At 66.9% G+C, this 22378-nt stretch carries 21 protein-coding genes; 4 read left to right on the top strand and 17 right to left on the bottom strand.

Annotation, left to right across the window (positions count from 1 at the left end; genetic code table 11):
* Position 1: 1 nt before the first annotated feature.
* The 9 genes from ACSHV8_RS00975 to ACSHV8_RS01015 form a co-directional block, all read right to left on the bottom strand.
* Positions 2–1453 carry a hypothetical protein gene (locus tag ACSHV8_RS00975; RefSeq protein ID WP_436528425.1) on the bottom strand — a complete coding sequence of 484 codons (1452 nt, stop codon included), beginning with the start codon at positions 1451–1453 and terminating at the stop codon, positions 2–4.
* A gap of 81 nt (positions 1454–1534) precedes the next feature.
* On the bottom strand, positions 1535–2605 hold the full coding sequence (locus ACSHV8_RS00980) for a pyridoxal phosphate-dependent aminotransferase (RefSeq protein WP_436528427.1): 1071 nt from the start codon (positions 2603–2605) through the stop codon (positions 1535–1537).
* Entirely contained in the window at positions 2602–3627 is a 1026-nt protein-coding gene (locus tag ACSHV8_RS00985; RefSeq protein ID WP_436528429.1) for a C-terminal binding protein, read from the bottom strand. Before ACSHV8_RS00985 ends, ACSHV8_RS00980 begins: the two co-directional genes overlap by 4 nt.
* Entirely contained in the window at positions 3624–4754 is a 1131-nt protein-coding gene (gene aepY, locus ACSHV8_RS00990) for a phosphonopyruvate decarboxylase (RefSeq protein WP_436528431.1), read from the bottom strand. The genes ACSHV8_RS00985 and aepY overlap by 4 nt, the downstream gene beginning before the upstream one ends.
* Complete coding sequence (locus ACSHV8_RS00995) at positions 4751–5617, bottom strand: isocitrate lyase/phosphoenolpyruvate mutase family protein (RefSeq protein WP_436528433.1); 867 nt, start codon at positions 5615–5617, stop codon at positions 4751–4753. Before ACSHV8_RS00995 ends, aepY begins: the two co-directional genes overlap by 4 nt.
* Before the next feature lies 1 nt (position 5618).
* The gene (locus tag ACSHV8_RS01000) at positions 5619–6983 is read right to left on the bottom strand and encodes an XRE family transcriptional regulator (RefSeq protein ID WP_436528435.1); all 1365 of its coding nucleotides are present in this window, start codon (positions 6981–6983) and stop codon (positions 5619–5621) included.
* A gap of 74 nt (positions 6984–7057) precedes the next feature.
* Positions 7058–8077 carry a 2,3-diaminopropionate biosynthesis protein SbnB gene (gene sbnB, locus ACSHV8_RS01005; RefSeq protein WP_436528437.1) on the bottom strand — a complete coding sequence of 340 codons (1020 nt, stop codon included), beginning with the start codon at positions 8075–8077 and terminating at the stop codon, positions 7058–7060.
* A gap of 36 nt (positions 8078–8113) precedes the next feature.
* On the bottom strand, positions 8114–9115 hold the full coding sequence (gene sbnA, locus ACSHV8_RS01010) for a 2,3-diaminopropionate biosynthesis protein SbnA (RefSeq protein ID WP_436528439.1): 1002 nt from the start codon (positions 9113–9115) through the stop codon (positions 8114–8116).
* A 286-nt stretch (positions 9116–9401) separates the two neighbouring features.
* Positions 9402–10448: an alcohol dehydrogenase catalytic domain-containing protein gene (locus ACSHV8_RS01015; protein ID WP_436528440.1), complete on the bottom strand. Its 1047-nt coding sequence runs from the start codon at positions 10446–10448 to the stop codon at positions 9402–9404.
* Between the two features lie 571 nt (positions 10449–11019).
* On the opposite strand from ACSHV8_RS01015, the gene ACSHV8_RS01020 reads away from it, so the two are divergent.
* Positions 11020–12399 (top strand): hypothetical protein, encoded by a 1380-nt coding sequence (locus ACSHV8_RS01020; protein WP_436528442.1) that lies wholly within the window; start codon positions 11020–11022, stop codon positions 12397–12399.
* Here the strand turns inward: ACSHV8_RS01020 and ACSHV8_RS01025 are convergent.
* Together ACSHV8_RS01025 and ACSHV8_RS01030 are read right to left on the bottom strand one after the other, a co-directional pair.
* Positions 12396–13229, bottom strand: coding sequence for an alpha/beta hydrolase (locus tag ACSHV8_RS01025; RefSeq protein ID WP_436528443.1), 834 nt, complete (start codon positions 13227–13229; stop codon positions 12396–12398). The two genes, ACSHV8_RS01020 and ACSHV8_RS01025, sit on opposite strands and share 4 nt — an antisense overlap.
* A 78-nt stretch (positions 13230–13307) precedes the next feature.
* The gene (locus ACSHV8_RS01030; protein WP_436528445.1) at positions 13308–13766 is read right to left on the bottom strand and encodes a PPC domain-containing DNA-binding protein; all 459 of its coding nucleotides are present in this window, start codon (positions 13764–13766) and stop codon (positions 13308–13310) included.
* Between the two features lie 353 nt (positions 13767–14119).
* On the opposite strand from ACSHV8_RS01030, the gene ACSHV8_RS01035 reads away from it, so the two are divergent.
* The gene (locus ACSHV8_RS01035; protein WP_436528447.1) at positions 14120–14695 is read left to right on the top strand and encodes a GNAT family N-acetyltransferase; all 576 of its coding nucleotides are present in this window, start codon (positions 14120–14122) and stop codon (positions 14693–14695) included.
* Here the strand turns inward: ACSHV8_RS01035 and ACSHV8_RS01040 are convergent.
* From ACSHV8_RS01040 to ACSHV8_RS01065, 6 genes are all read right to left on the bottom strand, one after another.
* On the bottom strand, positions 14683–15264 hold the full coding sequence (locus ACSHV8_RS01040) for a hypothetical protein (RefSeq protein WP_436528449.1): 582 nt from the start codon (positions 15262–15264) through the stop codon (positions 14683–14685). The genes ACSHV8_RS01035 and ACSHV8_RS01040 overlap by 13 nt on opposite strands.
* A gap of 111 nt (positions 15265–15375) precedes the next feature.
* Positions 15376–16392: an IS3 family transposase gene (locus ACSHV8_RS01045; protein WP_436528451.1), complete on the bottom strand. Its 1017-nt coding sequence runs from the start codon at positions 16390–16392 to the stop codon at positions 15376–15378.
* 5 nt (positions 16393–16397) lie between these two features.
* Complete coding sequence (locus ACSHV8_RS01050; RefSeq protein WP_436528453.1) at positions 16398–16829, bottom strand: transposase; 432 nt, start codon at positions 16827–16829, stop codon at positions 16398–16400.
* Positions 16826–17845, bottom strand: coding sequence for a hypothetical protein (locus ACSHV8_RS01055; RefSeq protein WP_436528455.1), 1020 nt, complete (start codon positions 17843–17845; stop codon positions 16826–16828). The genes ACSHV8_RS01050 and ACSHV8_RS01055 overlap by 4 nt, the downstream gene beginning before the upstream one ends.
* Positions 17846–17976: 131 nt before the next feature.
* Entirely contained in the window at positions 17977–18198 is a 222-nt protein-coding gene (locus ACSHV8_RS01060; RefSeq protein WP_436528457.1) for a DUF397 domain-containing protein, read from the bottom strand.
* 2 nt (positions 18199–18200) lie between these two features.
* Entirely contained in the window at positions 18201–19073 is an 873-nt protein-coding gene (locus ACSHV8_RS01065) for a helix-turn-helix domain-containing protein (protein WP_436528459.1), read from the bottom strand.
* Between the two features lie 1268 nt (positions 19074–20341).
* Between ACSHV8_RS01065 and ACSHV8_RS01070 the strand changes: the two genes are divergently transcribed.
* Positions 20342–21472: an SAM-dependent methyltransferase gene (locus tag ACSHV8_RS01070; RefSeq protein ID WP_436528461.1), complete on the top strand. Its 1131-nt coding sequence runs from the start codon at positions 20342–20344 to the stop codon at positions 21470–21472.
* Entirely contained in the window at positions 21469–22356 is an 888-nt protein-coding gene (locus ACSHV8_RS01075) for an SAM-dependent methyltransferase (protein WP_436528463.1), read from the top strand. Before ACSHV8_RS01070 ends, ACSHV8_RS01075 begins: the two co-directional genes overlap by 4 nt.
* The last annotated feature ends 22 nt before the right edge of the window (positions 22357–22378 follow it).

The following is a 22378-nucleotide window of genomic DNA, read 5'->3' on the forward strand; positions in this document are numbered from 1 at the left end:
GTTACGCGTCGGTGACGCGGATGTCGTGACGGAAGGCGCCGTGCCAGGTGCCGTCCGCGCTGATGTACGCGGGTGTCTTGGAGGCGCCGGACACCTTCCAGGTGGTGCCGAGGCTGGCGACCCCGCCGAGAATTCGCGGAGTCACCCCGCGGTTGCGGTGCAGGTGCAGGTAGACGCCGAACTTGGCGTGCAGGTCGAGGGGGGTCAGCTCGTCCGGCCGGGACATCACGGTGGCCGGGACCTGCCATTGGTGGCCGAGGTATGGCTGGATCACCCAGGGCTCGTTGTGGGTGATGGCCCGGTCGAGGACGGTCTTGAGGGTGGCGGTGGCCTGCTCGGGGCTGCCGTCGAGCCGGAAGACGCCCTGCCCGCCGTGGTTGTGGTACTGGTCGATCGATCCGCATTTGAGCACGATGAGGCTGCGGACTGGTTCGGGCAGGTTCACCACGTCGTCCCACGAGTCGGCGTGGGCTGCGGCGTCGCGGTCGTCGTGGCGCAGGAACGGCGAGAGCCGGGCCAGGTCCGGCTGTCCGGGGTCGAGCAGGATGGTGGGGATCAGCGTCTTGCGGATGTCGTCGGGGAAGTAGTGCTCGTAGCCGGGGGTGAACGGCAGGGCCAGGGGCACCTTCTGGTTGAACAGGTAGCTCGGTGGCGTGTCGAGCACGATGGTGCCGGCGGTGGCGGCGGTGACGAGCGCGTCGATGAGGTTGGTCGGCATGACCTCGGTGAGCCGGTCGAGGAACAGGTGGTTCAGCGGCTCGCTCCGGTCGCCGGCGTCGACGAGGATGCGGTCGCCGTCGACGCGGAGGATCTTGGTGATGTCGTCGAAGTCGGACCAGGTCAGGGTGGTGCCGAGGGCGGCGACTTCGGTGTTGAGGAACTGTTCGGCGTCGCCCCAGCCGCGGCGGCCGGTGTTGACGCTGCATCCGGCGCCGGTGAACACGCCTGCCCAGCTGGCGACCAGGTCGCCGAACGGGCGGTGGCCGTCCTCGATCGGGAACACGGTGCGGTAGGACCGGTCGATCGCGGCGAGCCATCCTTCGCCGGCGCCTTTCCACTGCACTTCGGTGACGAAGTGGTCGCTGCCGAGGTCGACGCAGTCGAGGCGCGCGATCCGCGGCCGGTCCCGGCGGGCCGCGGACTCGCGTTGCAGGCGCCGCATGTCGTCGTCCAGGCACCACTCCAGGGCGCGGATCAGGTCGTGGTCGCTGCCGTGGGTGTTCAGCAGCTCGAGGTAGAGGTCGAGCAGGCCTTCGTACCAGCCGTCGATGGCGCGGGCGTCGCCGTAGAGCCGGGTGCGGGCGGCGGCGGGGATCAGGGTGGAGGTCGGGGACAGCAGTCCGGCGAAGGGTGCTCCGTCGTAGCGCAGGTGGTTGCGGCCGAACTCTGCGATCAGGTCGCGGTTGCGGTGCGGCGGGCGGGCGATGATCTCAACGGCGGTGGATGTAGTCATGTCGGGTCAGCGCGCCACCGACCCGCGCGTGGCGGTGGGATGGCGTGCTGTGCCTCCTTCCGTCATGGGATGGGCAGCGGTTCAGGGGCGGGTGGACAGGGCGGCGGTCAGTCGGCGCAGCCCTGTGGTCAGGTCGTGGTCGGGTACGGCCGTGGACACGCGGATGCGGCCGGGTGCGGCGAAGGCGGCGCCGTCGACGACGGCTACCCGGTGGTGCTCGCGCAGCCAGCTGGCGACGTCGGTGTCGGCGAGCCAGCCGTGCAGATCGGGGAAGAGGAAGAACCCGGCGTCCGGGACGGGGCAGGAAACGCCGGGGATCCGGTCGAGCTGGGCGGCGGCGGCCCGGGTGCGGGCGGCGAGGTCAGCCAGTGCCTGCTGGCGTGGCCCGGGCGGCTGGCGCAGGACGGCGACGGCGGCCTGCTGGGCACGGGTGCCGACGCCGCCGATCAGGTGCGACGCCGTGGCGGTCAGCTGATGCAGGTCTGCCGTGATGGCCCACCCGATGCGCAGTCCGGCGGCGGCATGGCTTTTGGTGAGCCCGTCGACGATGACGCAGTGCTGCGGCAGCGGGCCAGCCGTATCCAGCGGTGACGGGGCCGGGTGGGCGGTGACGCCGCGGTACACCTGGTCGAACAGCACGGTGATGTGATGCTGCTGCGCCCAGGCGAGCACGGCGGTGATGGTGGCCGCGTCGACGACCGTCCCGTCCGGGTTGCGGGGGCTGTTGATTACGACGAGGGCGGTCGCCGCGGTGCGAGCCTCGTCGAGGGCATCGACGTGCGGATAGGGACCGTAGCTGACCGGCCGGGCGCCGGCCATGGCGGTCAGCGCCGGGTAGCTGCCCCACCGCGGGGTCGGCAGCAACACGTCGCGGCCGGACGCCCGCAGCAGGGTGAGAAACACTGCGGCGCGGGCGCCCGGCGTGACCAGTACCTGCTCGGCAGTGACCGCAGCCGGCTCTGTGGCGGCGGCGATCAGTTCCCGCAGTTCGCGGCTCCCGGCCGTCGGCGGGTACGGCTGGTCGTCGGGACCGAGCAGCGGGCTCGACACCTCCGGGTGCGGGAACGGCATCCGGACGTCACCGCCGGCGAGGTCGATGGTGCCATCCGGCAGGTCTTGCCGGACGGTGCGGGACATCGCGATGTCGGTCATCGCAGCCCCGCCTGGACTCGGCCGACGGTGACGGGCCGACCGTCGATCACGTCGCGGGCGATCTGCGCTACGCGGCGGCGGCTGCTGAGCTCGGCCTCGGCGGACAGGAACGCCCGGTGGCTGGTGACCAGCACGGCGGGGTGCTCGAGGACCGGCTTCCAGCGCGGATCGGTATGCGGGTTCTCCGGGGAGAACACGTCGAGTGCGGCGCCGCCGAGCCGGCCGTCGGTGAGAGCGCCCGCGAGGGCGTCCGGGTCGACCAGGCGGCCGCGGGCGGCGTTGACCAGGTAAGCGCCGGCACGCATGTGCCCGAACGCTGCCGTGTTGAGCATGCCATCGGTGCTTGCATCCAAGGGGCAGTGCAGGGTCACCAGGTCGGATTCGGCGAGCAGCTCGTGCAGGGTCGCCACGGCGCGGGCGCCGTAGCCAGCGGGCAGGTCGTCTCCGATGTACGGGTCGAACACCAGTGTCTGCCCGTAGAAGGCGCCGAGATGCCGGGCGACGGCCCGGCCGATGCGGCCGAACCCGACGATGCCGAGGGTGTGCTCGGACAACCGGCGCGGGATCCCACCGGCGTAGATGTCGAAGGTGCCCGCGGTCAGGCCTTGGTGTTGCGGGATCAGCCGCCGCTCCAGGGCGAGGGCGAGCGCGGCGGTGTGCGCGGACACCTCGCCGACGCAGTAGTCCGGGATGTTGTAGGCCGGGATTCGGCGCTCGGCCAGCAGCGCGGAGTTCAGGTTGTCGACTCCGACGCCTTGCCGGATGACTGCCTTCACGCCGGGGCCGGCCGCGTCGAGTAGCTCCCGGGTGACCTGGCAGCGGTAGACGACCAGGACCTGGACACCGTCTGCGGCGGCGTGCAGTGCAGAGCCGTCGTGCAGGTAGCGATGGCCGTCGTGCGGCCCGAATCGCAGGTCGACGCTGGTCAGGATCTGCTGTTCGATGCCAGCTCGTGCCGGGTCCGGGCGGCCTTCGGTGAGCAGCCAGGCGGGATCGGTGTACAGCACCGCAGGTGGGGTCATCGGTCGCTCCGTTGAGATTGGTGCCGGTCGTGGCCGGTCAGCCGGGCCCGGAACCGGGTGGCGATCGCGTCGACGGTGATGCCTTCGGACGCCCGCTGTCCGCCGGCGGCACCGCCGGGCACCCCGCGAACGGTGAGCAGGACGGGGCCGGGCGCGGACAGCGCGTGCATGACCGCGTCGCGCAGGCCGGGTTCGTCGTCGACGGTGAGGGTGGTGCGGTAGCCGCACGCCGCCGCCACGGCGGCGAAGTCGACGGTGGCGGGGACCGGCTGCCCACCGGTGGATTCGTAGCCGCCGTTGTTGAACACGATGTGCACCAGGTTCGGCGGCGCGCTGCCACCGACGGCGGCGAACGTGCCGAGGTGCATCAGTGCGGCGCCGTCGCCGTCGAGGGCGACGACCCGCTGTGCCGGGTTCTGCAGGGCGACGCCGAGCGCAACGGCGGCCACGTGTCCCATCGAGCCCTGCATGTAGAAGTTGCCGGGCCGGTCGCCGGCCTGGAACAGGGCCCGGGACAGATATCCGGTCGTGGACAGGACCGGCTCGTCGCTGCGCAGGTGCTCCAGCACGCTGCTGATCAGGGTGGTGCTGGTGATCCCGGCAGGTGGGGCGTCTGCTGCTGGGGCCGCCTCGATGGCGCCTTTGCCGACGAGCAGCACGACGGGGCTGCCCTGCGCTAGGCGCTCGGCGGCTCGGCCGACCACGTCGGTCACCTGCGGCCCGCCGGCGGTGAGTTCGGCGAACGGCACGTCGATGGTGCGCAACCAGCTCGGGACGACCTGGCCCATGATCCGGTGCTGGGGTTCCCCGGTCGTCGCCGCCGGCCAGCCGCGCATGCTCATGGCGATCAGCACCGGGATCCGGTACGGCAGCAGCAGCGATGTCAACGGGTTGATCAGGTTGCCGAACCCGGAGTTCTGGATGAGCACGGCGCTGCCGGTGCCGGCCAACTGCGCGCCGGCGGCCGCCGCCAGCGCGCCGCCTTCGTTCGCGGCCGGGACATAGGTCAGGTCGGGGTGGGCGTCGATGAGCTGCAACGGGGCGCTGAAGTAGGAGCACGGGACGCCGGACACGAACCGCACACCGACACCGGCCAGCGCGTCCAGGAACGCCGGGGCGCTGGTCATGGCGCTGTCCGGTAGGCGCTGGGCATGCCTTGCAGGTCGAACACCGCCTGCATCGGCGCGAGTCGCTCCTCCAGCGCGCTGGCGGTCCCGGCCTGGCTGAGCACGCGCAGCATGTCCTGCACGCTGCTGACGGTCGCCCGCAGGCCCTGATTGGCGTAAATGACGACCCGGTACCCGGCGGCGAGCAGCTCGGCTTCGGTGACCTGCGGGTAGGTCGTCGGGATGGCGATCAAGGGCAGGTCCCTGTCCCAGGCGGCGGCGAACTTGAGCACCTGGTCGGGGTGCACGCTCTTGCTGTGCACGAGGATCGCGTCGGCGCCGGCCTCGGCGTACTGGTGCGCGCGGTCCAGCGCCTCGGCCAGATCACGGCCAGCGATGAACGCCTCGGTGCGGGCGATCAGCAGGAACGCCGGATCGTCCTGGGCCTGCTTACCGGCGCGGATCTTGGCGGCGAACTCGGCGGCGGGAAGCAGGTCCTGCCCGCCGTCGGCGAAGCTGTTCAGCTTCGGGAACCGCTTGTCCTCGATGCACATCGCAGCGATTCCCCGGGCCTCGTACCGGGCGACCGCGTAGGCGACGTTGCGGGCGTCACCGAAGCCGGTATCGCAGTCGGCGATGACCGGCAGTGGAGACGCTTGGGCCATCGATTCGGCGATGTCCAGGAACTGCGTCATCGTCAGCAGGCTCGCATCCGGCACGCCGTGGCTGGCCGACGCGGCGAGGCTTGACGCCCACATGGCCTCGAAGCCGGTCTGGTGGGCGAGCTTGGCGGTCAGCGCGTCGTGCCCGCCGACCGCCCGCACGATCGTCGGCCCTGTCAGCAGCTGCCGCAGCTGGGTGGAGCGGTGCGCCAGTCGGTTCACGTCATTTCCCTTCATTGCTGTACCAGAGCTGCGTGTCGCGGACGTAGCGGTCCTGCCCGCCGCTGGCCATGTGCCCGAGCGCGAACCGGACGTCGGCGCGTACGGCGCCGCCGATGCGCAGGATGAGGAGCCGGCCGTTGCCGGTGAACGCGACCGGCACCTGTGGTTTGAGGTAGACCGAGTCGCCCACCTGCAGCTCGACTTGGTGCCGGCCGCCGCTGTCCCAGCTCATCCGGGTGCCGTCGGCTTCGAGCACGTACACGTATTGGTGCTGATACGTGCGTGTCCAGGCCGCATCGTTCGGCTCCGGCAGCAGGGGCCGCACGTCGACGGCGGTGGTGTGCGGGTGCAGCGGGTCACCGGCCAGCTCGGTGACCTCGTACGCGGCCGCGTCGTCGCCGCCGGTGCGCCACCGGCGGGCGTCGGCGGCGAACTGCACGCTGATGCCCTGGGTGGTGGCGCTGGTGACCGGCATCAGTTCGCGCACGTTGACGCGCAGCCCGGCGGCCAGCTGCGCCAGTTCCGTCGGTGGCGGACTGACCTTGCCGAAAAGCAGCGCCTCGACACGACGCGGATCGAGGCCGGCGCGGTCGGCGAGCTCGGCCGGGCTGAGCAGCTTCGCGTGCAGCAACGAGGTCAGCTGCTGGGCAAGAAGGTGCCCATCCGGGTGGTAGGCGAGGTCGTGAGCGGCCTGCTCCCCCAGCACGGCCAGTTCGCGTTGCGGGTCGCCGGTCAGGTCCCCGCCGTAGGTCAGCGCCAGGATGTAGGCGGGCTCGTCAGCATCGCGGCTGGTGAACGAGTGCGGCGCGTACGGCAATCCGAACACCGAGTCACCGGTGCGCATCGGGATGCACCGGCGGGTGCCGTCCCAGCTGTAGTAGTAGTTGACCGGGCCGACCACGTAGGTGAGCTGATAGAGCAGGTGGCCACGGTTCCACTGCACGGCCGGGTTGCCCGGCTCGTTGTCCGCGACGGTGCACAGCATCCGGATCCACTCGGGCCGGAACGAGCCGAGCCGGGACATGACGGTGTCGCGGTACTCGTAGTACGGCCGGCCGGCCCGGTCGAGGATACGGGAGCTGGCCGCGGACTCGGCCGCACGAAAGATACGCACGTCGCGGTCGGTGTCGTCCTGCAACGGCAGCAGGTCACGCAGGTTGACCGGCCATGCCGTCGCTGCGGCCACCAGGACCGGCCACGTGATCGGTTCGGTGCCGTTGATCAGCCGGGCAAACGTGCCTGGCGGCAGGCCGAGGTCGGTGTCGGCGTACTCGTCGGGGCGCTTCAGGTCGTTCGCCGTCGAGCGCAGCAGCGCTGCCAGGCGCATCTGGACCGCGTGATCGCCCAGCATGTCGGCGTCGGGCATCGACGTCACCGCCTTCCGGTGCGTGAGGAATGGGGGAGGAGTCGTGTGCCGGGTAGCACCCGGCGCCGTGCCGGTCATCGGGCGCCCTGCGCGGGAAAGAAGCCAGGGATGGTGGCGACCGCACTGTGATCGAGGCATCGCTGGTAGATCCATTGGCCGAGGGCGAAGTCGAGCACTCCCAGGCCGAACGGTGAGAAGACGGCCGGCCGGCCGTCACGGCGCAGCCGGCCGTCGAGCAGGTCGGCGACGGTGCCGCTGACGAAGTCGCGGTTGCCGAGCATCTGCTCGGTCAGGTGCAGCGAGGTGCGCTCCCGGACGGCGTGCTCCACGTCGTCGGTGATGTTCTGGCTCACCGCGATGAGGTTCGGGCCGAGGTCACGCAGCGACAGGTGCAGCACGATCGGGCTGTTGGCCAGCAGAGCCGGATCGAGCAGGTACGGGGTGTTCGCGGTCGTGGCCAGCAGGATCAAGTCGCACTCGTCGAACAGGTCCGCGACGTCCCCGGTGACCCGGACCGCGGCGGCGCCCTTCTCGAGCAGATCCCGCTTGAATGCGCCAGCCCGGTCTCGCGAGACGTCCTTGAGGGTGTAGCCACCGATCTCCCAGCCGAGCTCGCGCAGGAACGCACAGACGTGTGAGGCGATCAGGCCGGTGCCGACAACGCCCACCCGGGACGCTTTGCGCCTGCCGGCGAGATGCTCCGCGGCGAGCACCGCCGACGCGGCCGTCCGGGCTGCAGAGATCACCGACCCCTCCAGGACCGCGAACGGGTAACCGGTGGCGGTGTCGTTGAGGACGAGGACGGCAGAGGCCCGCTCGAGGCCGGCGGCGACATTGTCCGGATAGCTGCCGATCCACTTCATCCCGGCCACCCGGAAGTTCCCGCCGAGGTATCCCGGTAGGGCGATGAAGCGGTCCGGGCGTGGCGGATCGGGCCGCACGAACGTGCTGTGGGGCAGCACCGTTTCACCGGATGCGTGTGCCAGGTAGGCGCGGCGGATCACGTCCAGGCAGGCGGCCCGGTGACCGTCCACCGCGCCGGTGACGGCGCCGGCCGCGATGACGGCGAAAGCCGGTTCGGGGTGTCCGTTCATCGTGTTGCTGCGCTCCTCGACGTCGCGGATGTCTGTTCAGGTGGTGGCTGCGCGGACCGGTACGAAGGCATCCGGGCCGGTGACGCTGATACCGAACTCGTCGAGCACCCAGCGAGGGTTGTAGATCGTCTCGGTGTAGGCGGTGCCTCGGTCGGCGCACAGGAACGCGACGGTTGGCCGCGGGCCGTGGTAGTCGGCGAAGTAGGTGTCGATCGCAGCCAGCACGCTGCCGGTGGATCCGCCGGCGTGCACACCGTGGCGTAGCAGCTGCCAGCAGGCGCGGACGGTGTCCGCTTCGGCCACGACGACGACCTCGTCGATGATCGCCGCCTTGACCAGGCTGGGCTGGATCAGCGATCCGATACCGGGAATGCGGCGCCGGCCTGCGTGCCCGCCGAAGATGATTGATCCCTCGGCGTCGACGGCGATCACTTTCGCCCGGGGCCGGTGTTGTTTTACCCGCTGGGAAATCCCGGCGAGACAGGCGCCGGTACCGACCCCGACGAACACGTAGTCGACGTCCGGAAGATCTGCGCATAGTTCGGCGCCGGTGAAGGTGAAGTGCCCCCGGGCCGCGGCCGGGTTGGCATACTGGTTCGGCCAGTACGCGCCGGGAATCTGCGCACGCAGTTGCTGCACGCGGTCGATGCGTGCGGGCAGGTGACCATGCCCGTCAGCGGTCTCGACCTTCTCCATCCGCTCGCAACTGGCCCGCAGGACCTGTTCGGTCTGGGCGTTGATGGTCGGGTCGATGACGGGGATGAACGGCACTCTCAGCAGCCGGCACAGCATGGCTAGGGACACCGCGAAGTTGCCGGAGGACGACTCGACCACGGTCGTGCCGCCCGTGACCAGCCCCGCCTCGATGGCTTCGGCCAAGATCGCGTACGCGGACCGGTCCTTGGTGCTGCCAGTGATGTTGCTCGACTCCAGCTTGCAGTACAGATCAACCGTCGGATGATCCAGCTGAATCAGTGGCGTCGGCCGTGTCGCCTCCACGATCCGCAGCAGACGGGTAGTCAGTGCGCCCGTCACCACAGCGTCGACCGTCTGCCCGTGCAGGGGAGCCGACCGGCGTAGACTTGAACCCAAACCATGAATACTCCTCCGAAAGGGGACGGGGCCGGTGCCGTCTGCCCGAAGCATCCGGATAGGGGGCCCGCCGCTGTCACGGCACCAGCACCACGCCGCGCCGCAGAAATGTCGCGGCATGTGCTGTCATCGATGGACCTATGGATCGAATGAGAGAGTCGATCCGGTACTGCATGGGCTACCAGGCGCGGCCCTGCTGAAGCCAGTCACGACGGCAACGTGGTCATGCGGGTCAAGCATTCGGCAGGACGCACTGCCGAACGCCGCCGGTCCGGGCGGCAGCGAAGGCTTCGTCCATCTCGGCGAGGCGCCACCGGCCGACGGCCAGCTCGGCGAATGGATATCGACCCTGGTGCTCTGCCAGAAAGCCAATCGAGGTGTGCAGGTCAGCAGGCCGGTAGTTGTGCACCCCGGTGATCGTGAGCAGGTTACGCACGATGTGCTCCGGGTCGATTGCCACAGTCGGCCCGGGCGACACCGATCCGGCCAAGACGAGCGTGCTCCCGACCGCCAGAGAATCCGTCGCGGCCGCTATCGAGGTGGCGCGGCCAGACATTTCGAACGCCACGTCGATGCCGGATGGAGCATCGGTCACCTCGGCGGCGCCGAAGCGCAAAAGTCGTTGCCCACGGACATGATCGTGGCTGAGCACGACGACGTGCAGCCCGCGTTGTGCTAGCAAGGCGGTCACCGCTATCGCGAGCATGCCGGTGCCGACAACCAGGGCACGGCTTCCCACCCGGATCGGGCCCGCTGCGGCCGCCGCCGCGACCGCCGTGGCCATAGCGCACCCAGCGGGGCTGGCTACCTCATCGGGAACGCTGTCGGGTATCGGCACGATGGTCGTGCCGGGCCACAGCAGGCAGTGGCTTGCGAATCCTCCGGTCAGCGGCCGGGACTCCTCGAACGGCTCATGCCCGTATTTATGCAGCCTCAGGCACTTCTGCGGCATCGTCGCGCACCGCGGGCACCGGCCACAGGAACTGGTCACCGACCACACCACTCGTTGTCCCACTGAGACGGAGGCGCCGACGCCGGTGGCGACAACCGTGCCAACTTGTTCGTGTCCGAGGACACTCGGCACGGCACCGAGCCGCTGTCCGGTAACGGTTTTAACGTCGCTGCCGCAGATTGTGGCCAGATCGACGGACACGAGGACTTCGCCAGCCAGTAGCGTGTCCGGCAGCCGGTAGGCGCCGACACTGAACGACTGCCCCGGACCGTTCCAACAGCTGTACACCGCCACGGTGGATGGCTGATCGGCTTCGGCGGAGTTCACATGCTGCTCCTCGTCTGGCTTAGGCCGCGTCAGCGGTGGCTTTTCGCACTGGCCGTCCGAACAGGTGATCAACAACGTCAGCCGCGTTAACTCGACTTTTGGCGGCCAACCCGCGTCCAAATTCGGCTGGACAGCACATGTCGCTATTGCCGTCCTGCAGGTCCTGGACACGGATGCCGGAGGCGCACGTCGACTGGCCTCCACTTGGACATTGCCCCTCCACATTCACACCCACCGCTACGCTGCGGAACGCCATTGGCGAGGGAATCCAGGGGGAATTGAGCGGGAATCGAGGCTTCGAGCATCGGACGGCATCGCACGAGTCTTTGGCGCCAGCGTTGGCTGAGCCGTGATCATCACAGCATCCACTGCGGCAAGCCTGGGCCGTGTCGAGGTTCAGTCAGACGCGACCGGCTGCCGCGTTCTAGTTCAGCAGCTCGGCATCGGCGCAGGCAGCACCGCCTCCGCTAGGTCCTGCCCCGTGATGCCGTAGCAACGCTAGTTCTCATATGGTGAGAGGGGCGTTTACACTCAGGCTTCACGAGACTTCGCCCGGATGCGAGAAGGAGTCATGATTCCGTCGCGGCAGCCCCCTAACGAGCTTTTCCGCGCGGCACGCCTACGCCTCAAATCCGCTTTCGGTGAAGGGCCGCCCTCGCGGGAAGAGTTCGCAGATCGCGTCAACAGCATCATAGATTCACGAAGCAAAGAGGGCCCAGTCACCGCGAACGACATCGGGAAAATCGAGCGCGGACTGGTGTCCTATCCTCGTGAACATCGACGCCAGGCATACCGGGCCGTCTTGGGTGCTAGAACGGACGCCGAAATCGGTCTGGTAAATCGTAGAATCCGCCCGGCCGACGCTATGGTGCACAGTCATCCGGATGCGTTCACCGAGGAGCCCATCGGAACCCTTGGATTCTCCTCCACGCAGGCGATCGGCAAGGGACTCCAGCCCGAGCCATCAGCCTTTCCAATGGCCGTATTCCATGATCATGGATCTAGTGCGCCAGGTTTGACGCTAGATGACCTCGACCGTATCGACGCTGTTAAACGTGACGCTCGCCGCTATCTCGATGAGGCGCTCGTTGCATTTCTGGACGAAGAACTCACTCGCTGTATAGCCGATGACGGCATTTCTGGCCCTCGGGGTGCTTTGCCCCGCGCTCTCGGCGTCCTGTCCCTTGTCCAGCAAAATGTCCGCGTAGTGAAATGGTCGGTGCATCAACCTCTATTGCAGGTCGGTTCCCGCGCGGCGGAATTCGCGGGATGGCTATACCGCGACGCGGGGCACCCTCCGGCCGCCGAATACTGGCGTGATCGCGCTTCGGAATGGGCTATGGAGGCCACCGACTTCGCCATGCCTGGCTACATACTGATCAAAAAAAGCCAGGCGGCATGGGATGCCCGAGATGCGCCCCGCATGCTCGGCCTTGCCGAAGCGGTTCAGGCCGGCCCATGGACTCTACCCGCGCGGGTCATGGCCGAGGCCGTTCAGCAGCAAGCCAGGGGTTTAGCCATGCTCAGGTCGAAACGCCAGCATGTTGATGACACTTTGAAGAGAGCACGTGGCCTCCTTGCCGAGGTCTCGGCTGAAGCTACGCCACTTGCGGCTCATTACGACAAGGCATTATTCGAAGCGCAAGTAGCAATTTGTTATGGAGAGTCGGGCCGTCCTGAGGAAGCAGCCGAAATTTTCGAGGCGGTCGTCAAGCCGGACGTTTTTTCGGCGAGAGATTACGCCTACTTCTCAACACTCCGGGCCCAGGCATTGACGGCTGCTTCTCTGCCGGACGCCGCCGCATCGCTGGGGTCCTCAACCATCCCTGTCGCCGTGACTGCTGGTTCCACTCGAACTGTTCGAGAGCTCTCGCGGTTGAGCGTTGGCTTGCACCCGTGGCGGAATCGGCCAGCAGTCGCCTCCTTCATGCGACTGATGCGAACGCTCTAGTCAAGCAGCCAGTCGCTGATATCCTGGATTGCCGCCGATTGCCATTGCTGCGTCTGAGGGTGCCGATATTGCGGATCGTCGTGTACGGCGATGCCGTGTTGCGCTCCTTCGATCTCAATAAGTCGGCTGGTCGCGGGAATGCGTGCGGCGTAATCGCGTGAGCTCTGCACTGGAATGAAAGTGTCCAGGGTGCCGTGCAGCACCAGAGTGGGCGTAGTAATATTCTCAAAAACATGGTCGGGCCGCAGGTAGAAAACCTCGTTAAGCAAGGGTCGCCCCAGCCGAAAAGTTGGTGAGTGAGGCAAAAAGCCGTTCTCTTCGAGTTCTCGGCCGGCCGATTCATCAATCTGGCCGTTCGACCAGTAAGGCTTGTCGTCGATAAAGCGCTTTTTATAATTGATCAGCGGGTTGATTAACACCAACTTTGAAAGTTGGCGCGAATGTGAAGCGGCGTAGAAGGCGCTGACGCCGCCGCCGAAGCTGGCGCCCAGAAGGCTGACCGACGCGCTTCCGGTTAGTTGACGGAGGTGCAAAGTCGCTGCCTGAATGTCGTTCAGCACTCCGGATAACGTCAGATCCTCCTGGCGGCCGCTGCTCTCGCCGTGACCACGTAGGTCGAACCGCAACGATGCCACGCCACGATCAGCGAGGCCGGCCGCGAGCCGCGTGAAGAAGCCGCCTTCTTCGCGTGTTACACCACCACCGTGGACCAGAACGACGCTGGTTGCGGGGGCCTCGGCGGGTGACTGGAAGGAGCCCTTCAGAAGTAGCCCGTCACAGCTGTGGAAGCTGGTCAGCGTTAACCCTTTGGTCTCGTTCTCGTCGCTCATTCGGTAGTCCTCCAGCCACTGGGGTGTCGTCGGTAGGGTACCCGCGGCGGGCGACGATCGACGGTCTCTCTCCCGCGATCAGATACGTAGGAGCGGCACGTCATAGAGGTCCGCCTGCTTGCGCCGGAACATCTGGGGATCTGTCACCTCGACGATGATCATCTCTGTGAGGAACTGCACCGTTGCGCCGAGCAGGTGGCTGGTGTGTCCCGTGGCGCTGCGTTCTTTGAGTCCGACAGCCACGTGGACGTGGGGCGCTACTCGGTGCGCAGCTTCGTCCCAGGCGAGGGTTCCGCCGCCGACGGCTTCGACGTTGGATAGCTGAACTTTCGACCAGACCGGAGCCTGTGGGTTCTCGAGACGATCGCAGGTGCCGACGAGGTCGGCGGTGGCGAAGCCGGCGATGAACATAGGGATGTAGCCCTGGCGGATGCCGTGTTCTGTGCACACCTGGTTGAGGGCCGTGTAGAAGTCGTCGCCGTGGTCGAAGACCGCGACGATGGTCCGTCCGGGCGTGGCCTGCCAACTGCGTGTCATCGCGGCACCGCTTCACAGTAATCAGCGGGTGCGCCGTTCAACGGTAGCGTGTCGCCTGCTTGGCCCAGGGCGGCTACGGTCACGCCTCATCCTCGCTTCGTATGGGCGCGGGTGCGCGATCCTTCTGGGAGGCTTCCATCCCGCAGCGGTGAGGTCGGAGGAACGGGCAGCGTCAAGCTGATCACAGAACTGACCATATCGGAACTGAGGACCTCTGAGCCAAGGCCATCCGGACTGTCGAACGTGGCCCTTCGTGCCAGCCATCTCAGTCGCGTGCGACACCCCTATCGATCATTGCGATGGGTGAAGGCGGGCCAACACGAGCGCCTGACTTCCGACGTACGCTAACGGATATGCTCAATGAGAAGTTCGCCGTTCACTCCGGAAACGCCGATCTGGCGGCCGCATATCTCGATGCCATTTGCGCTGTCTACGACGACGTGTTTTCTCGGCCGCCGTTCTTCTGGCGCGACGACGAGTCCCTGCTGCACCGGGAACGTCTAGATCAGTTGCTCACCGATGCCACCTTCGGGATCACGGTGGCCTTCGCCGACCAAGATCTAGTCGGCTTTGCCTACGGGTTCACGCTGCCACCCACCACCCAACGCTGGAGCAGCCTGACCGAGCCGCTGCCGGACGAAACCACCCAAGAATGGCCTGGCAGGACCTTCATGCTCTTCGACTTCGCGGTCCTGCCGACGGCACGCGGCTACCGTGTGGGCAAGACGTTGCATGACCAACTGCTGGCCAGCCGAGTCGAGCAGCGCGCAACGCTCACCGTCCAGCCGACTGCGGCCGATACCAAAGCTATCTACCAGCACTGGGGTTGGCGCCAGGTCGGCCAGATGGAAGGCGGTCCGACCGCAGCGGCACCGATGTTCGACGTCTACCTCCGCGACTCCCTGGACGACCTGCGTCACACCAGGTGATACGAACGTGCAAGCGCCAGCGTCTCCGCTGCCGCCGGCTCATCGTGCCATCGCTCCAGTTGGCGCAGCCCGCCCTGCAAGGTCTGCACCAGCCGTACCGACCGGTTGTGGGCGGACAGCTGGACGGCATCCGCCAGCGCGGCCGCCCCAGCGGGGACATCTCGTTTGCGTTGGTTCAGCCGAGCGACGCCTAGATACGTCGACGAGATCCCGAGGTTGCGCACAAACGACGGGTCGATCCCCTCCACTGCCTCCTGCGCGACGACGGCCGCCTCGTCGGCCCGGCCCAGCCAGAGCAGGCACACCGCTTTCGTGCTTTGCAACTGTCCGGCGGTGAAGAAGTACGCCCACGGTGATGCGCTTCGCGCTTCACCGATCTCCCGCTCCGCAGCCTCCAACGCATCCCGGGCAGCTTTGTCACGTCGATCACTGGCGAACGCACGGGCGGCGACGTCCAAGGCGTAGGCCCGCAAGTGATGATCCTCTGTCTGGGCCGCCCAGCCTTGAGCGGCCAGTGCATGATCAATACCCACTCGCGGCTGCCCGCGCCAGGTGGCCAGATGGCTCATGTTGCACAACACAAGGGCACCCAGCTCGGTGTTGCGAGCCTCGTGCGCATCCGCCCGTGCCGCCTCGTAACGGAACCTGTCAAGTCAACTGAGACAGTTTCTTGATTTTGTTTAGCTTTGTGCTGGTGGAACGCTCTTCGCCGCTGCGGCGGTGACCTGTTCGAGGTCGTTGTCGTCGGGCTTGTTGATCCATGCCCGGTCTGGGAGACGAGGCGGCTGCGGGCGGCGTCGGCCGAACCGTTGCGGGTGGGCGGCCCAGGCGGCGTCGAGGGTGTGTTGCCGCTGTTGGCGGATCTGTCCAGCGGTGCCGTGATGCACCGATGCCGGGGTGTGCAGGCCGATCCCGGAATGCCGGTGCTCATGGTTGTAGTAGGTGTAGAAAGCCTCGCAGTGCTGCCGGGCGTGCTGGATCGACCCGAACCGGTCCGGGAACGTCGGGTCGTACTTCAACGTCTTGAAACTCGCCTCGATGAACGGGTTGTCATTCGAGGTCTTCGGCCGGCTGTGACTACGGCCGATCTTCAGATCGGTCAGCAGCTGGGTCACGGTCTTGCTGGTCATCGCCGCGCCCCGGTCGGCGTGCACGATCAACTGATCCGGGTTCACGCGTTCCCGGGTCGCCGCGTCGGCGATCAGCGCCTCGGCCAGCTGCCCGTCCTCGTAGCCGGCGACCAGGTGCCCAACGACGTAACGCGACCAGATGTCGATCACCGTGTAGAGATGGAACCAGACGCCCTTGACCGGCCCGCGCAGTTTCGTGATGTCCCACGACCACACCTGATTCGCCGCGTCGGCGACCAGTTCCGGCTTGGCCCGGGCCGGATGCGTGGCCTGACTGCGGCGTTCGCCGGTCTGCCCGGCGGCCCGCAGGATCCGATACATCGTGGACTCCGAACACCACCAGCGGCCCTCGTCGAGCTCCCGCGCCCACACCTGCGCCGGCGCCAGATCGGCGTATTCAGGCCGGTTCAGTAACTGCAGCACCTGCTCACGTTCGATTTCCGACAGCGCCGACGGCGGTGGCTTGCGCGGTGCCCGAGGCCGACTGACCATCGGCGGAGCACTACGGCGATACAGCGTCGCCCGGGAGACGCCGGTCAGCCGGCACGCCGGCGCGATACCCCACAACGGGGTCAGCGCCTCTTGCGCCTCGGTGAGGACGGGCTCGGCATCGCCGCGGTGTCCGCGCTCTCGGAGAGCAGTTCCAAGAGCGCGTGCGCTTTTCCCATGATCGACAACGCGGTCTGAGTCTTCGACAACTCGGCCTGCAGGCGGGCGTTCTCACGCTGAAGACGGGCAAGTTCGGCGTTCTCGGCCTTCTTCGCCGCCCGTGCAGCCGATTGCCGCCGGTCCGTCAGGCCAGCCGCGGCTCCGGCATCGCGGGCCTTGCGCCAGTCGAGAATGTGTGACCCGTACAGCCGTTCCCGGCGCAGAATCGCCCCGCGAGCCGCCGAATCCGGCGCCGACTCGTACTCCTCCAGGATCCGCGCCTTGAACTCCGCGGTGAATGTCCGCCGCTGGGGCCGGGCGTCCGGATCCAGACTCTCGTGGGGCTTCGACGTCATGCTGATGTGCTCTCCTCAGGGCCGTCCAGGAAGAGTATCCCCTGGTAGACGGGCTGTCTCACATCAGCGTGACAGGGAGGGTAATGCACGCTGGCGGCATCGAAGTTGCCTAAGTCGAACGACAACCAGCCCGCGAACCGGGACAGATTCGCCATCAGGCTCAACAGTGCATCACGGTGTTCTGAACCTGCACCGGCCAACAGGCCCTGAACCAGGTCCCGTTGGGCTAGCACGGTGTTCAGCGCCGCCTGCGGCCCGAGCGCGTCGTCCTGGCGCATACACCGCCAGAGGATGCCATCGATGTGGCTAATGACCGTCGTATCGACGCGCCCTGGACTGGCGATCGCGCCAGTGGTCCGGGCCCGCTCATCCGGGTCAAGGTTGTCGAAGAGATCCAGGGACGCAGCTGCTGTGCCAGCCGCCCAGGCCAGCCACTGCAGCACCTCGCGCCTGTTCATGGATCTTGCCCATCTGACCAAATCTGCTACCAGCTCCCGGTATGAGTTGTCACCGATCGCGAGCGACGTGACACACGAAACCGTGTGACTGACCCTGGCCAGTAGCTCTGACTGTTGCCTTTGCGGTGACGTGAGAACAGTATCTGCCGGGTCAGCTAGCGCTGTGCCGCCTACCGCCGCCCTACCCCGTTCCCGCGGAGCGAATATGTGCCGCACCGGAGCCAAGCCCGCAGCCGAGTCGCGGCCCACGCTGCCATCACCATAATCCGCCGCCGGGTCTAGCACCATCCGACCTGCGAGTGACCGTTGCTCTCGACGATCGAAGAAGCCGAGGTCTTCGTCGGTGGCGGCCTGGAGCGCTTGCCGATATGCGTCACGACGTGTTTGACGCGGCCAGGTGACTTGGCCGCGTTCAACCTTGCCGATGTCATTGTCTGTTACCCGGTAGGCGTCCGGGACGAGCTGGTTGACAGCGTCGGCTAGGGCCTGTCTGCTGCCGAATAGGCGGATGCGTGCATCACGGAACCGCTTATTGGGTACCGCGTCCGACTCGGGCATCGCCATCTCCTCCTACACCGGGGGTATGGGCTGCAGCGAGCAAGGCATACGTATGGTGATGGGTGGCCTGCAAGGCCCGCAAGATCTCGACTGGAGCAGGTCACCCATCGGTGTGGTTGTCCCTGCCGGCGTCAGCGGTCGAAATCGCCGTCCTTGGCTCCACCGACCCAGGCGTCGAACTCTTCGTCGGTGAAGATCAGCGACCCGGCATCCGGACGCTTAGAGTTGCGTACCTCCACCCCACCGCCGGCAAGGTAACGAACCTCGACGCAGTTAGATGCCGGGTTCGAGCGCCGGGATTTGAACCACACTCCAATCGGGCGCGGGGCTGGCGATGCTGCAGTGGGTTCCATGGTCATCTCCTTGTCAAGTGCTCCTGCTCCAAGGCAGTGAGGAGTTCGAGGGAATCGGCCGCACTCAGTGCGTCTTGACATAGTTCGGATCGCAGGCTGGCGTAAACCTTCACCTGGTCATGCTCGGTGAGGATCATGTCGTCGATGTTCGTGTCGACGGTGACGATCTCGATGTCGTCGGGATCGGTGTAGGTGTAGTACGAAAAGGCGGTGCGGGCCTGTTGGCGGGCGGTGAAAGCGGTATCAAGCGGGAGGACGCGGACGGTGACCGCCCGCAGGTTCAGCGCTGCGCCGATCAGGTGCTCCATCTGCCGGTGCATAATCTCGGCCGTGACCGAACGCCGGAGCAGTGCTATCTCGTCGATAACCACCTCGTAGGGCGTAGCCGCCGCTCCTGACAAGATCGCCTGGCGGGTCCTTCTAGCCTCCAAGTCACGGGCCGTGGAGAACCGGCGGGATCGTGCGGTGTGAGCGGCTTCGGCACGAGCCTTCGCGAAGTCCGGTGTCTGCAGAAGGCCCGGAATGATGAACGGCTGATACTCGAAGATCGTGGCGGCGCCGGCTTCCAGATCGGCGGTCTGTGCCTGTCGCGGGCCCATCTCGTCGTCATAGCGCTTCCACCAGCCCTGCGCTGCTGAACGTTCAGCAGCTCGCATGATCTTGGTGTGGCTAGCTGCCGCAACGCCGAGGGCATCCAGGATGAGGCGGATGGCCGCAGGATCGACCGGCCGATTGGCGGTCTCGATGTGGCTGATCTTCTGCCGCTGTAACCCGGTCTCCTGCGACAGCCTGTCAGTGGTGTAGCCAGCTTGTCTGCGGGCATCGAGGATCGCCGCGGCAAGCCACAGCCGATTCACATACGGGCTGAAATTCACAACGCGACCTTCCCTGCTCCGCCGCATTCGATAACGCCGCCGACGAGAAGCGGCGATGTCGGCATCGTAACCCACCCCTGAAACGCAGCCAGGCCCTCAGGAACGTCCCTCGTCAAGGTTTTCGCAGCTCAGGGAAAATTCTTCCCATGTCAATTCCCCTTTAAATTCCTCTCGATTCCCGTGAAACAGGGATTCCTCCCGCCTCGCGCAAGGGCGATTGTGGAGCAACACAGATTGGGCATCTCCTCGAATTGCAGATACCCGTGGTGCCGCGCCTCGCACTGCGCTGCTGGCCAGATGCCGACATCGATGCACGACCGCCAGCGCCACAAGACGATGAGGAACCGATCATGGCCGAGATTGCCGCGAGCGCCGGTCTCACCGGACAGCTCAGCACCATGGAAGCCCGGGTCGTTGGTGGTCCGCGGCCGCTCGTCGGTGTCGCCGCCTGTGACCGCAAGCCGAATGCCTGCCGGCTGGGCGTCTGGCCGCCAAATGATCCCGCGCATTGCTCCAGCAGGGCAGCCGTACCCTCCCACGTTCCTAGCGGGGAGACGGGGCTCCGCTGATGTGGACAACCCGGGATGTGACCTACCGGGACATCCAGCCCCTGTCGCGTGAACTCGCGGCCGCTGCGCTGCCCACGATGTCGGGCCGTTGGCTGGGGGCCGAGCCGGTTGCTCGTGGCCGGCCCGCCCGCACTCAGCAGCCGGAAGTCGTGGCAGCCGCCAACAAGATCATGGCCAGCCCGGTCCCGGGCATGGACGGCGCGGTGGTCGACGACGGCTTCCACGCGTGCGAGCCATCCGGCCAGCCTGAATTCTCCCCGCTGCCAGGTGCCGATACGCAAGCCTTGGTGGTGGGCGAGGTCGGTGGCACCCGCCTCGGCGGGTGTCACCAAATCAACTTCCTCGTACGGCTCGTAGATCGTGACCGGTTGGTACGCCGGGGCGGCTCATGTCAGCGCGCGGACCGGGCGGCGAGGATGTGGTCATTCTTGCCGATGTCCCTGCTCGCTGCCGTACGCGGGGTATCAGTGCCGCCTGCCAGCGCCGTCAGGCGGCATTTTGGGACAGGCCTAAGACCGCGGCCAGGCATGTCCCGGTCGCCGGGTGCGTACGACATGAGCAGTGCGCATCCGGCGACGACACGCTATCCGGAAGCCTTTCCTGGAAGGTTCCTACAGCCGACCGGCGCCTCTCGGGCGACATGCATGCAGCTCAGAGGTTACGCAGTCCAGCGATTGCACCTCCGTGAAGGAGGCTCCAGTGGCTGAATCCATGTTGAATAAGAAGTTTCAAGAGCACCGATTGCGTCTTACGTCTCCGAGCCGGCGGGGACGCAGGATGTCCAGAGCAGAGCTTGCCGTAGCGGTCAATCGCAAACTGGCTCAGCTGTACCCCGGTAAACGATCGCTGCTGGTCACCGCGCGGTGGATCAAGGACGTCGAACTGGGGAACAGCTCATGGCCTTGGAAGGAGCGCCGGCTTGCATTGCGCATCGTCCTCGGCGCGGCCTCCGACGCTGAGATCGGCCTTTTCGACCCGCGCATGAGCGACGCGGTCATCGATGCCGGCCTGGCGAGTCCCCACATGTCAGGTCATGGTGGCGACCGGCGAGTCGACTGGTCGCGACCTCAGTCAGACCGTGTCTATGACTGCCTGCTGGGCGGCAAGGACCACCACGCACCGGACCGGGCCATGGCCGAGGACCTCCTCACAGCTTTCCCGAGCGCGGCGATCGCGGCCGCCGCTAACCGAGCATTTCTGAAGCGTGCTGTCCGGTTCCTCGCTGAGGCCGGCATCCGTCAGTTTCTGGACATCGGGGCGGGGGTGCCCAGGTCCGATAGCACCCATGCGGTCGCGCAGAGTATCGCCCCGGACAGTCGCGTGGTGTACGTGGACAACGACCCCATCGTGATGACCCATGTGCGGGCCCTGCACATCAGCAATCCCGCTGGCCGCGTGGAACACGTGGAAGCCGACCTGCGCGATCCCGACGCAGTCCTGACCAGCATGGCTGTTCTCGACACCCTCGACCTGCGTCGTCCGGTCGGCGTCGTCCTGGGCGCTGTCCTGCACGACATCGCCGACGACGAAGACGCGGCCACCGCGGTCAAACAACTCTTGGATCCGATGCCGCCCGGCAGCTTCCTGGTCATCTCGCACGCTTCGACTGATTTCAGCGACAGCGACGACGCCACCCGCTACGAAGAAATGTATGCAGCCGGCCGGGTCCTGGCCCGCGCCCGGCCCGCCGCGACCATCCGCAACTACCTTCACGGTCTCGACCTCGTCGAGCCTGGGCTGGTTCCGATCTGCGAGTGGCGGCCCGATGCCGACCCGCCGGCGTCCCCGGATCAGATCGGTATGTACGGCGTCGTGGGACGCGTGCAATGACCACCACCAGCAACCGGAGCCCGGAGCCGCTGTCCGGCGCGCAGGTCGGACTCGAGATGAACATGCGGGCCGAGGACGCCGGTCCGAGCAGCGCCGGCCGCTACGACTTCTTGCTCGGCCGCGACGACAACACCGTGGCGGACCGCGCTTCGGCCGGCGCGATCACCGACGCCTTCCCGACCGCCGGCCTGGCCGCTCGGGCCAACCTAGAATTCGCGCGGAACGCCGCGGATAGGCTCGTCGACGCCGGAATCGGCCAGTTCATCGACATCGGTTGTGGCATTCAACCTCCGCCGCACGTCACCGGGCCGCACATCCACAACGCCGTCCACTGGAAGAACCACCACGCCCCGGTGGTGTACGTCGACAACGATCCGGCCGTCGTTGCGCTGTCCCGCACCCGGGTCACCGGCCGGCCTGGACGTGGGCAGATCACCGTCCTAGACGGTGATCTGCGTGACTCCGGCGACCTGATCGCCCAAGCCGTCGAGGCCAGCGGCCTCGACCCGCGCCGGCCCATCGGCGTGCTGCTGACCGCGGTCGTGCATTACCTGTCCGCCGACGACCAGCCCGTCCAGCGCGTCCAAGACCTGATCGCGGCCCTGCCCGCTCGCAGCGGCATCGCTATCAGCCACCTGAGCCCCGACCTGCTGCCCGAAGGGCTGCACACCCATCTGCCCGGCGTCATCGCCGCGTCCGGCATCCCGATCTACCCCCGGACCCTGGGCGAGATATCGCGGTTCTTCGCCGGTCTCAACCTCGTCGATCCCGGGATCATCCCGGTCCACCGCTGGCGCAACAGACCGTACGAGCGCCCGCGGTTCGACTTGCTGCCGGACACCGCGGTCGGTCTGTACTGCGGCATCGCCCGCAAACCCGGCTAACCGGTGACCGCCGCCGGTCTCG

The sequence above is a fragment of the Actinoplanes sp. HUAS TT8 genome (assembly GCF_051380535.1).
Classification (GTDB): Bacteria; Actinomycetota; Actinomycetes; order Mycobacteriales; family Micromonosporaceae; genus Actinoplanes.

Excerpts from the sequence above, each read along its gene's own strand:
- ACSHV8_RS00975 (WP_436528425.1), bottom strand. The coding sequence starts at position 1,453 with ATGACTACATCCACCGCCGTTGAGATCATCGCCCGCCCGCCGCACCGC.
- ACSHV8_RS00980 (WP_436528427.1), bottom strand. The coding sequence starts at position 2,605 with ATGACCGACATCGCGATGTCCCGCACCGTCCGGCAAGACCTGCCGGAT.
- ACSHV8_RS00985 (WP_436528429.1), bottom strand. The coding sequence starts at position 3,627 with ATGACCCCACCTGCGGTGCTGTACACCGATCCCGCCTGGCTGCTCACC.
- aepY (WP_436528431.1), bottom strand. The coding sequence starts at position 4,754 with ATGACCAGCGCCCCGGCGTTCCTGGACGCGCTGGCCGGTGTCGGTGTG.
- ACSHV8_RS01000 (WP_436528435.1), bottom strand. The coding sequence starts at position 6,983 with ATGCCCGACGCCGACATGCTGGGCGATCACGCGGTCCAGATGCGCCTG.
- sbnB (WP_436528437.1), bottom strand. The coding sequence starts at position 8,077 with ATGAACGGACACCCCGAACCGGCTTTCGCCGTCATCGCGGCCGGCGCC.
- ACSHV8_RS01020 (WP_436528442.1), top strand. The coding sequence starts at position 11,020 with ATGATTCCGTCGCGGCAGCCCCCTAACGAGCTTTTCCGCGCGGCACGC.
- ACSHV8_RS01025 (WP_436528443.1), bottom strand. The coding sequence starts at position 13,229 with ATGAGCGACGAGAACGAGACCAAAGGGTTAACGCTGACCAGCTTCCAC.
- ACSHV8_RS01030 (WP_436528445.1), bottom strand. The coding sequence starts at position 13,766 with ATGACACGCAGTTGGCAGGCCACGCCCGGACGGACCATCGTCGCGGTC.
- ACSHV8_RS01035 (WP_436528447.1), top strand. The coding sequence starts at position 14,120 with ATGCTCAATGAGAAGTTCGCCGTTCACTCCGGAAACGCCGATCTGGCG.
- ACSHV8_RS01040 (WP_436528449.1), bottom strand. The coding sequence starts at position 15,264 with ATGAGCCATCTGGCCACCTGGCGCGGGCAGCCGCGAGTGGGTATTGAT.
- ACSHV8_RS01050 (WP_436528453.1), bottom strand. The coding sequence starts at position 16,829 with ATGACGTCGAAGCCCCACGAGAGTCTGGATCCGGACGCCCGGCCCCAG.
- ACSHV8_RS01055 (WP_436528455.1), bottom strand. The coding sequence starts at position 17,845 with ATGCCCGAGTCGGACGCGGTACCCAATAAGCGGTTCCGTGATGCACGC.
- ACSHV8_RS01060 (WP_436528457.1), bottom strand. The coding sequence starts at position 18,198 with ATGGAACCCACTGCAGCATCGCCAGCCCCGCGCCCGATTGGAGTGTGG.
- ACSHV8_RS01075 (WP_436528463.1), top strand. The coding sequence starts at position 21,469 with ATGACCACCACCAGCAACCGGAGCCCGGAGCCGCTGTCCGGCGCGCAG.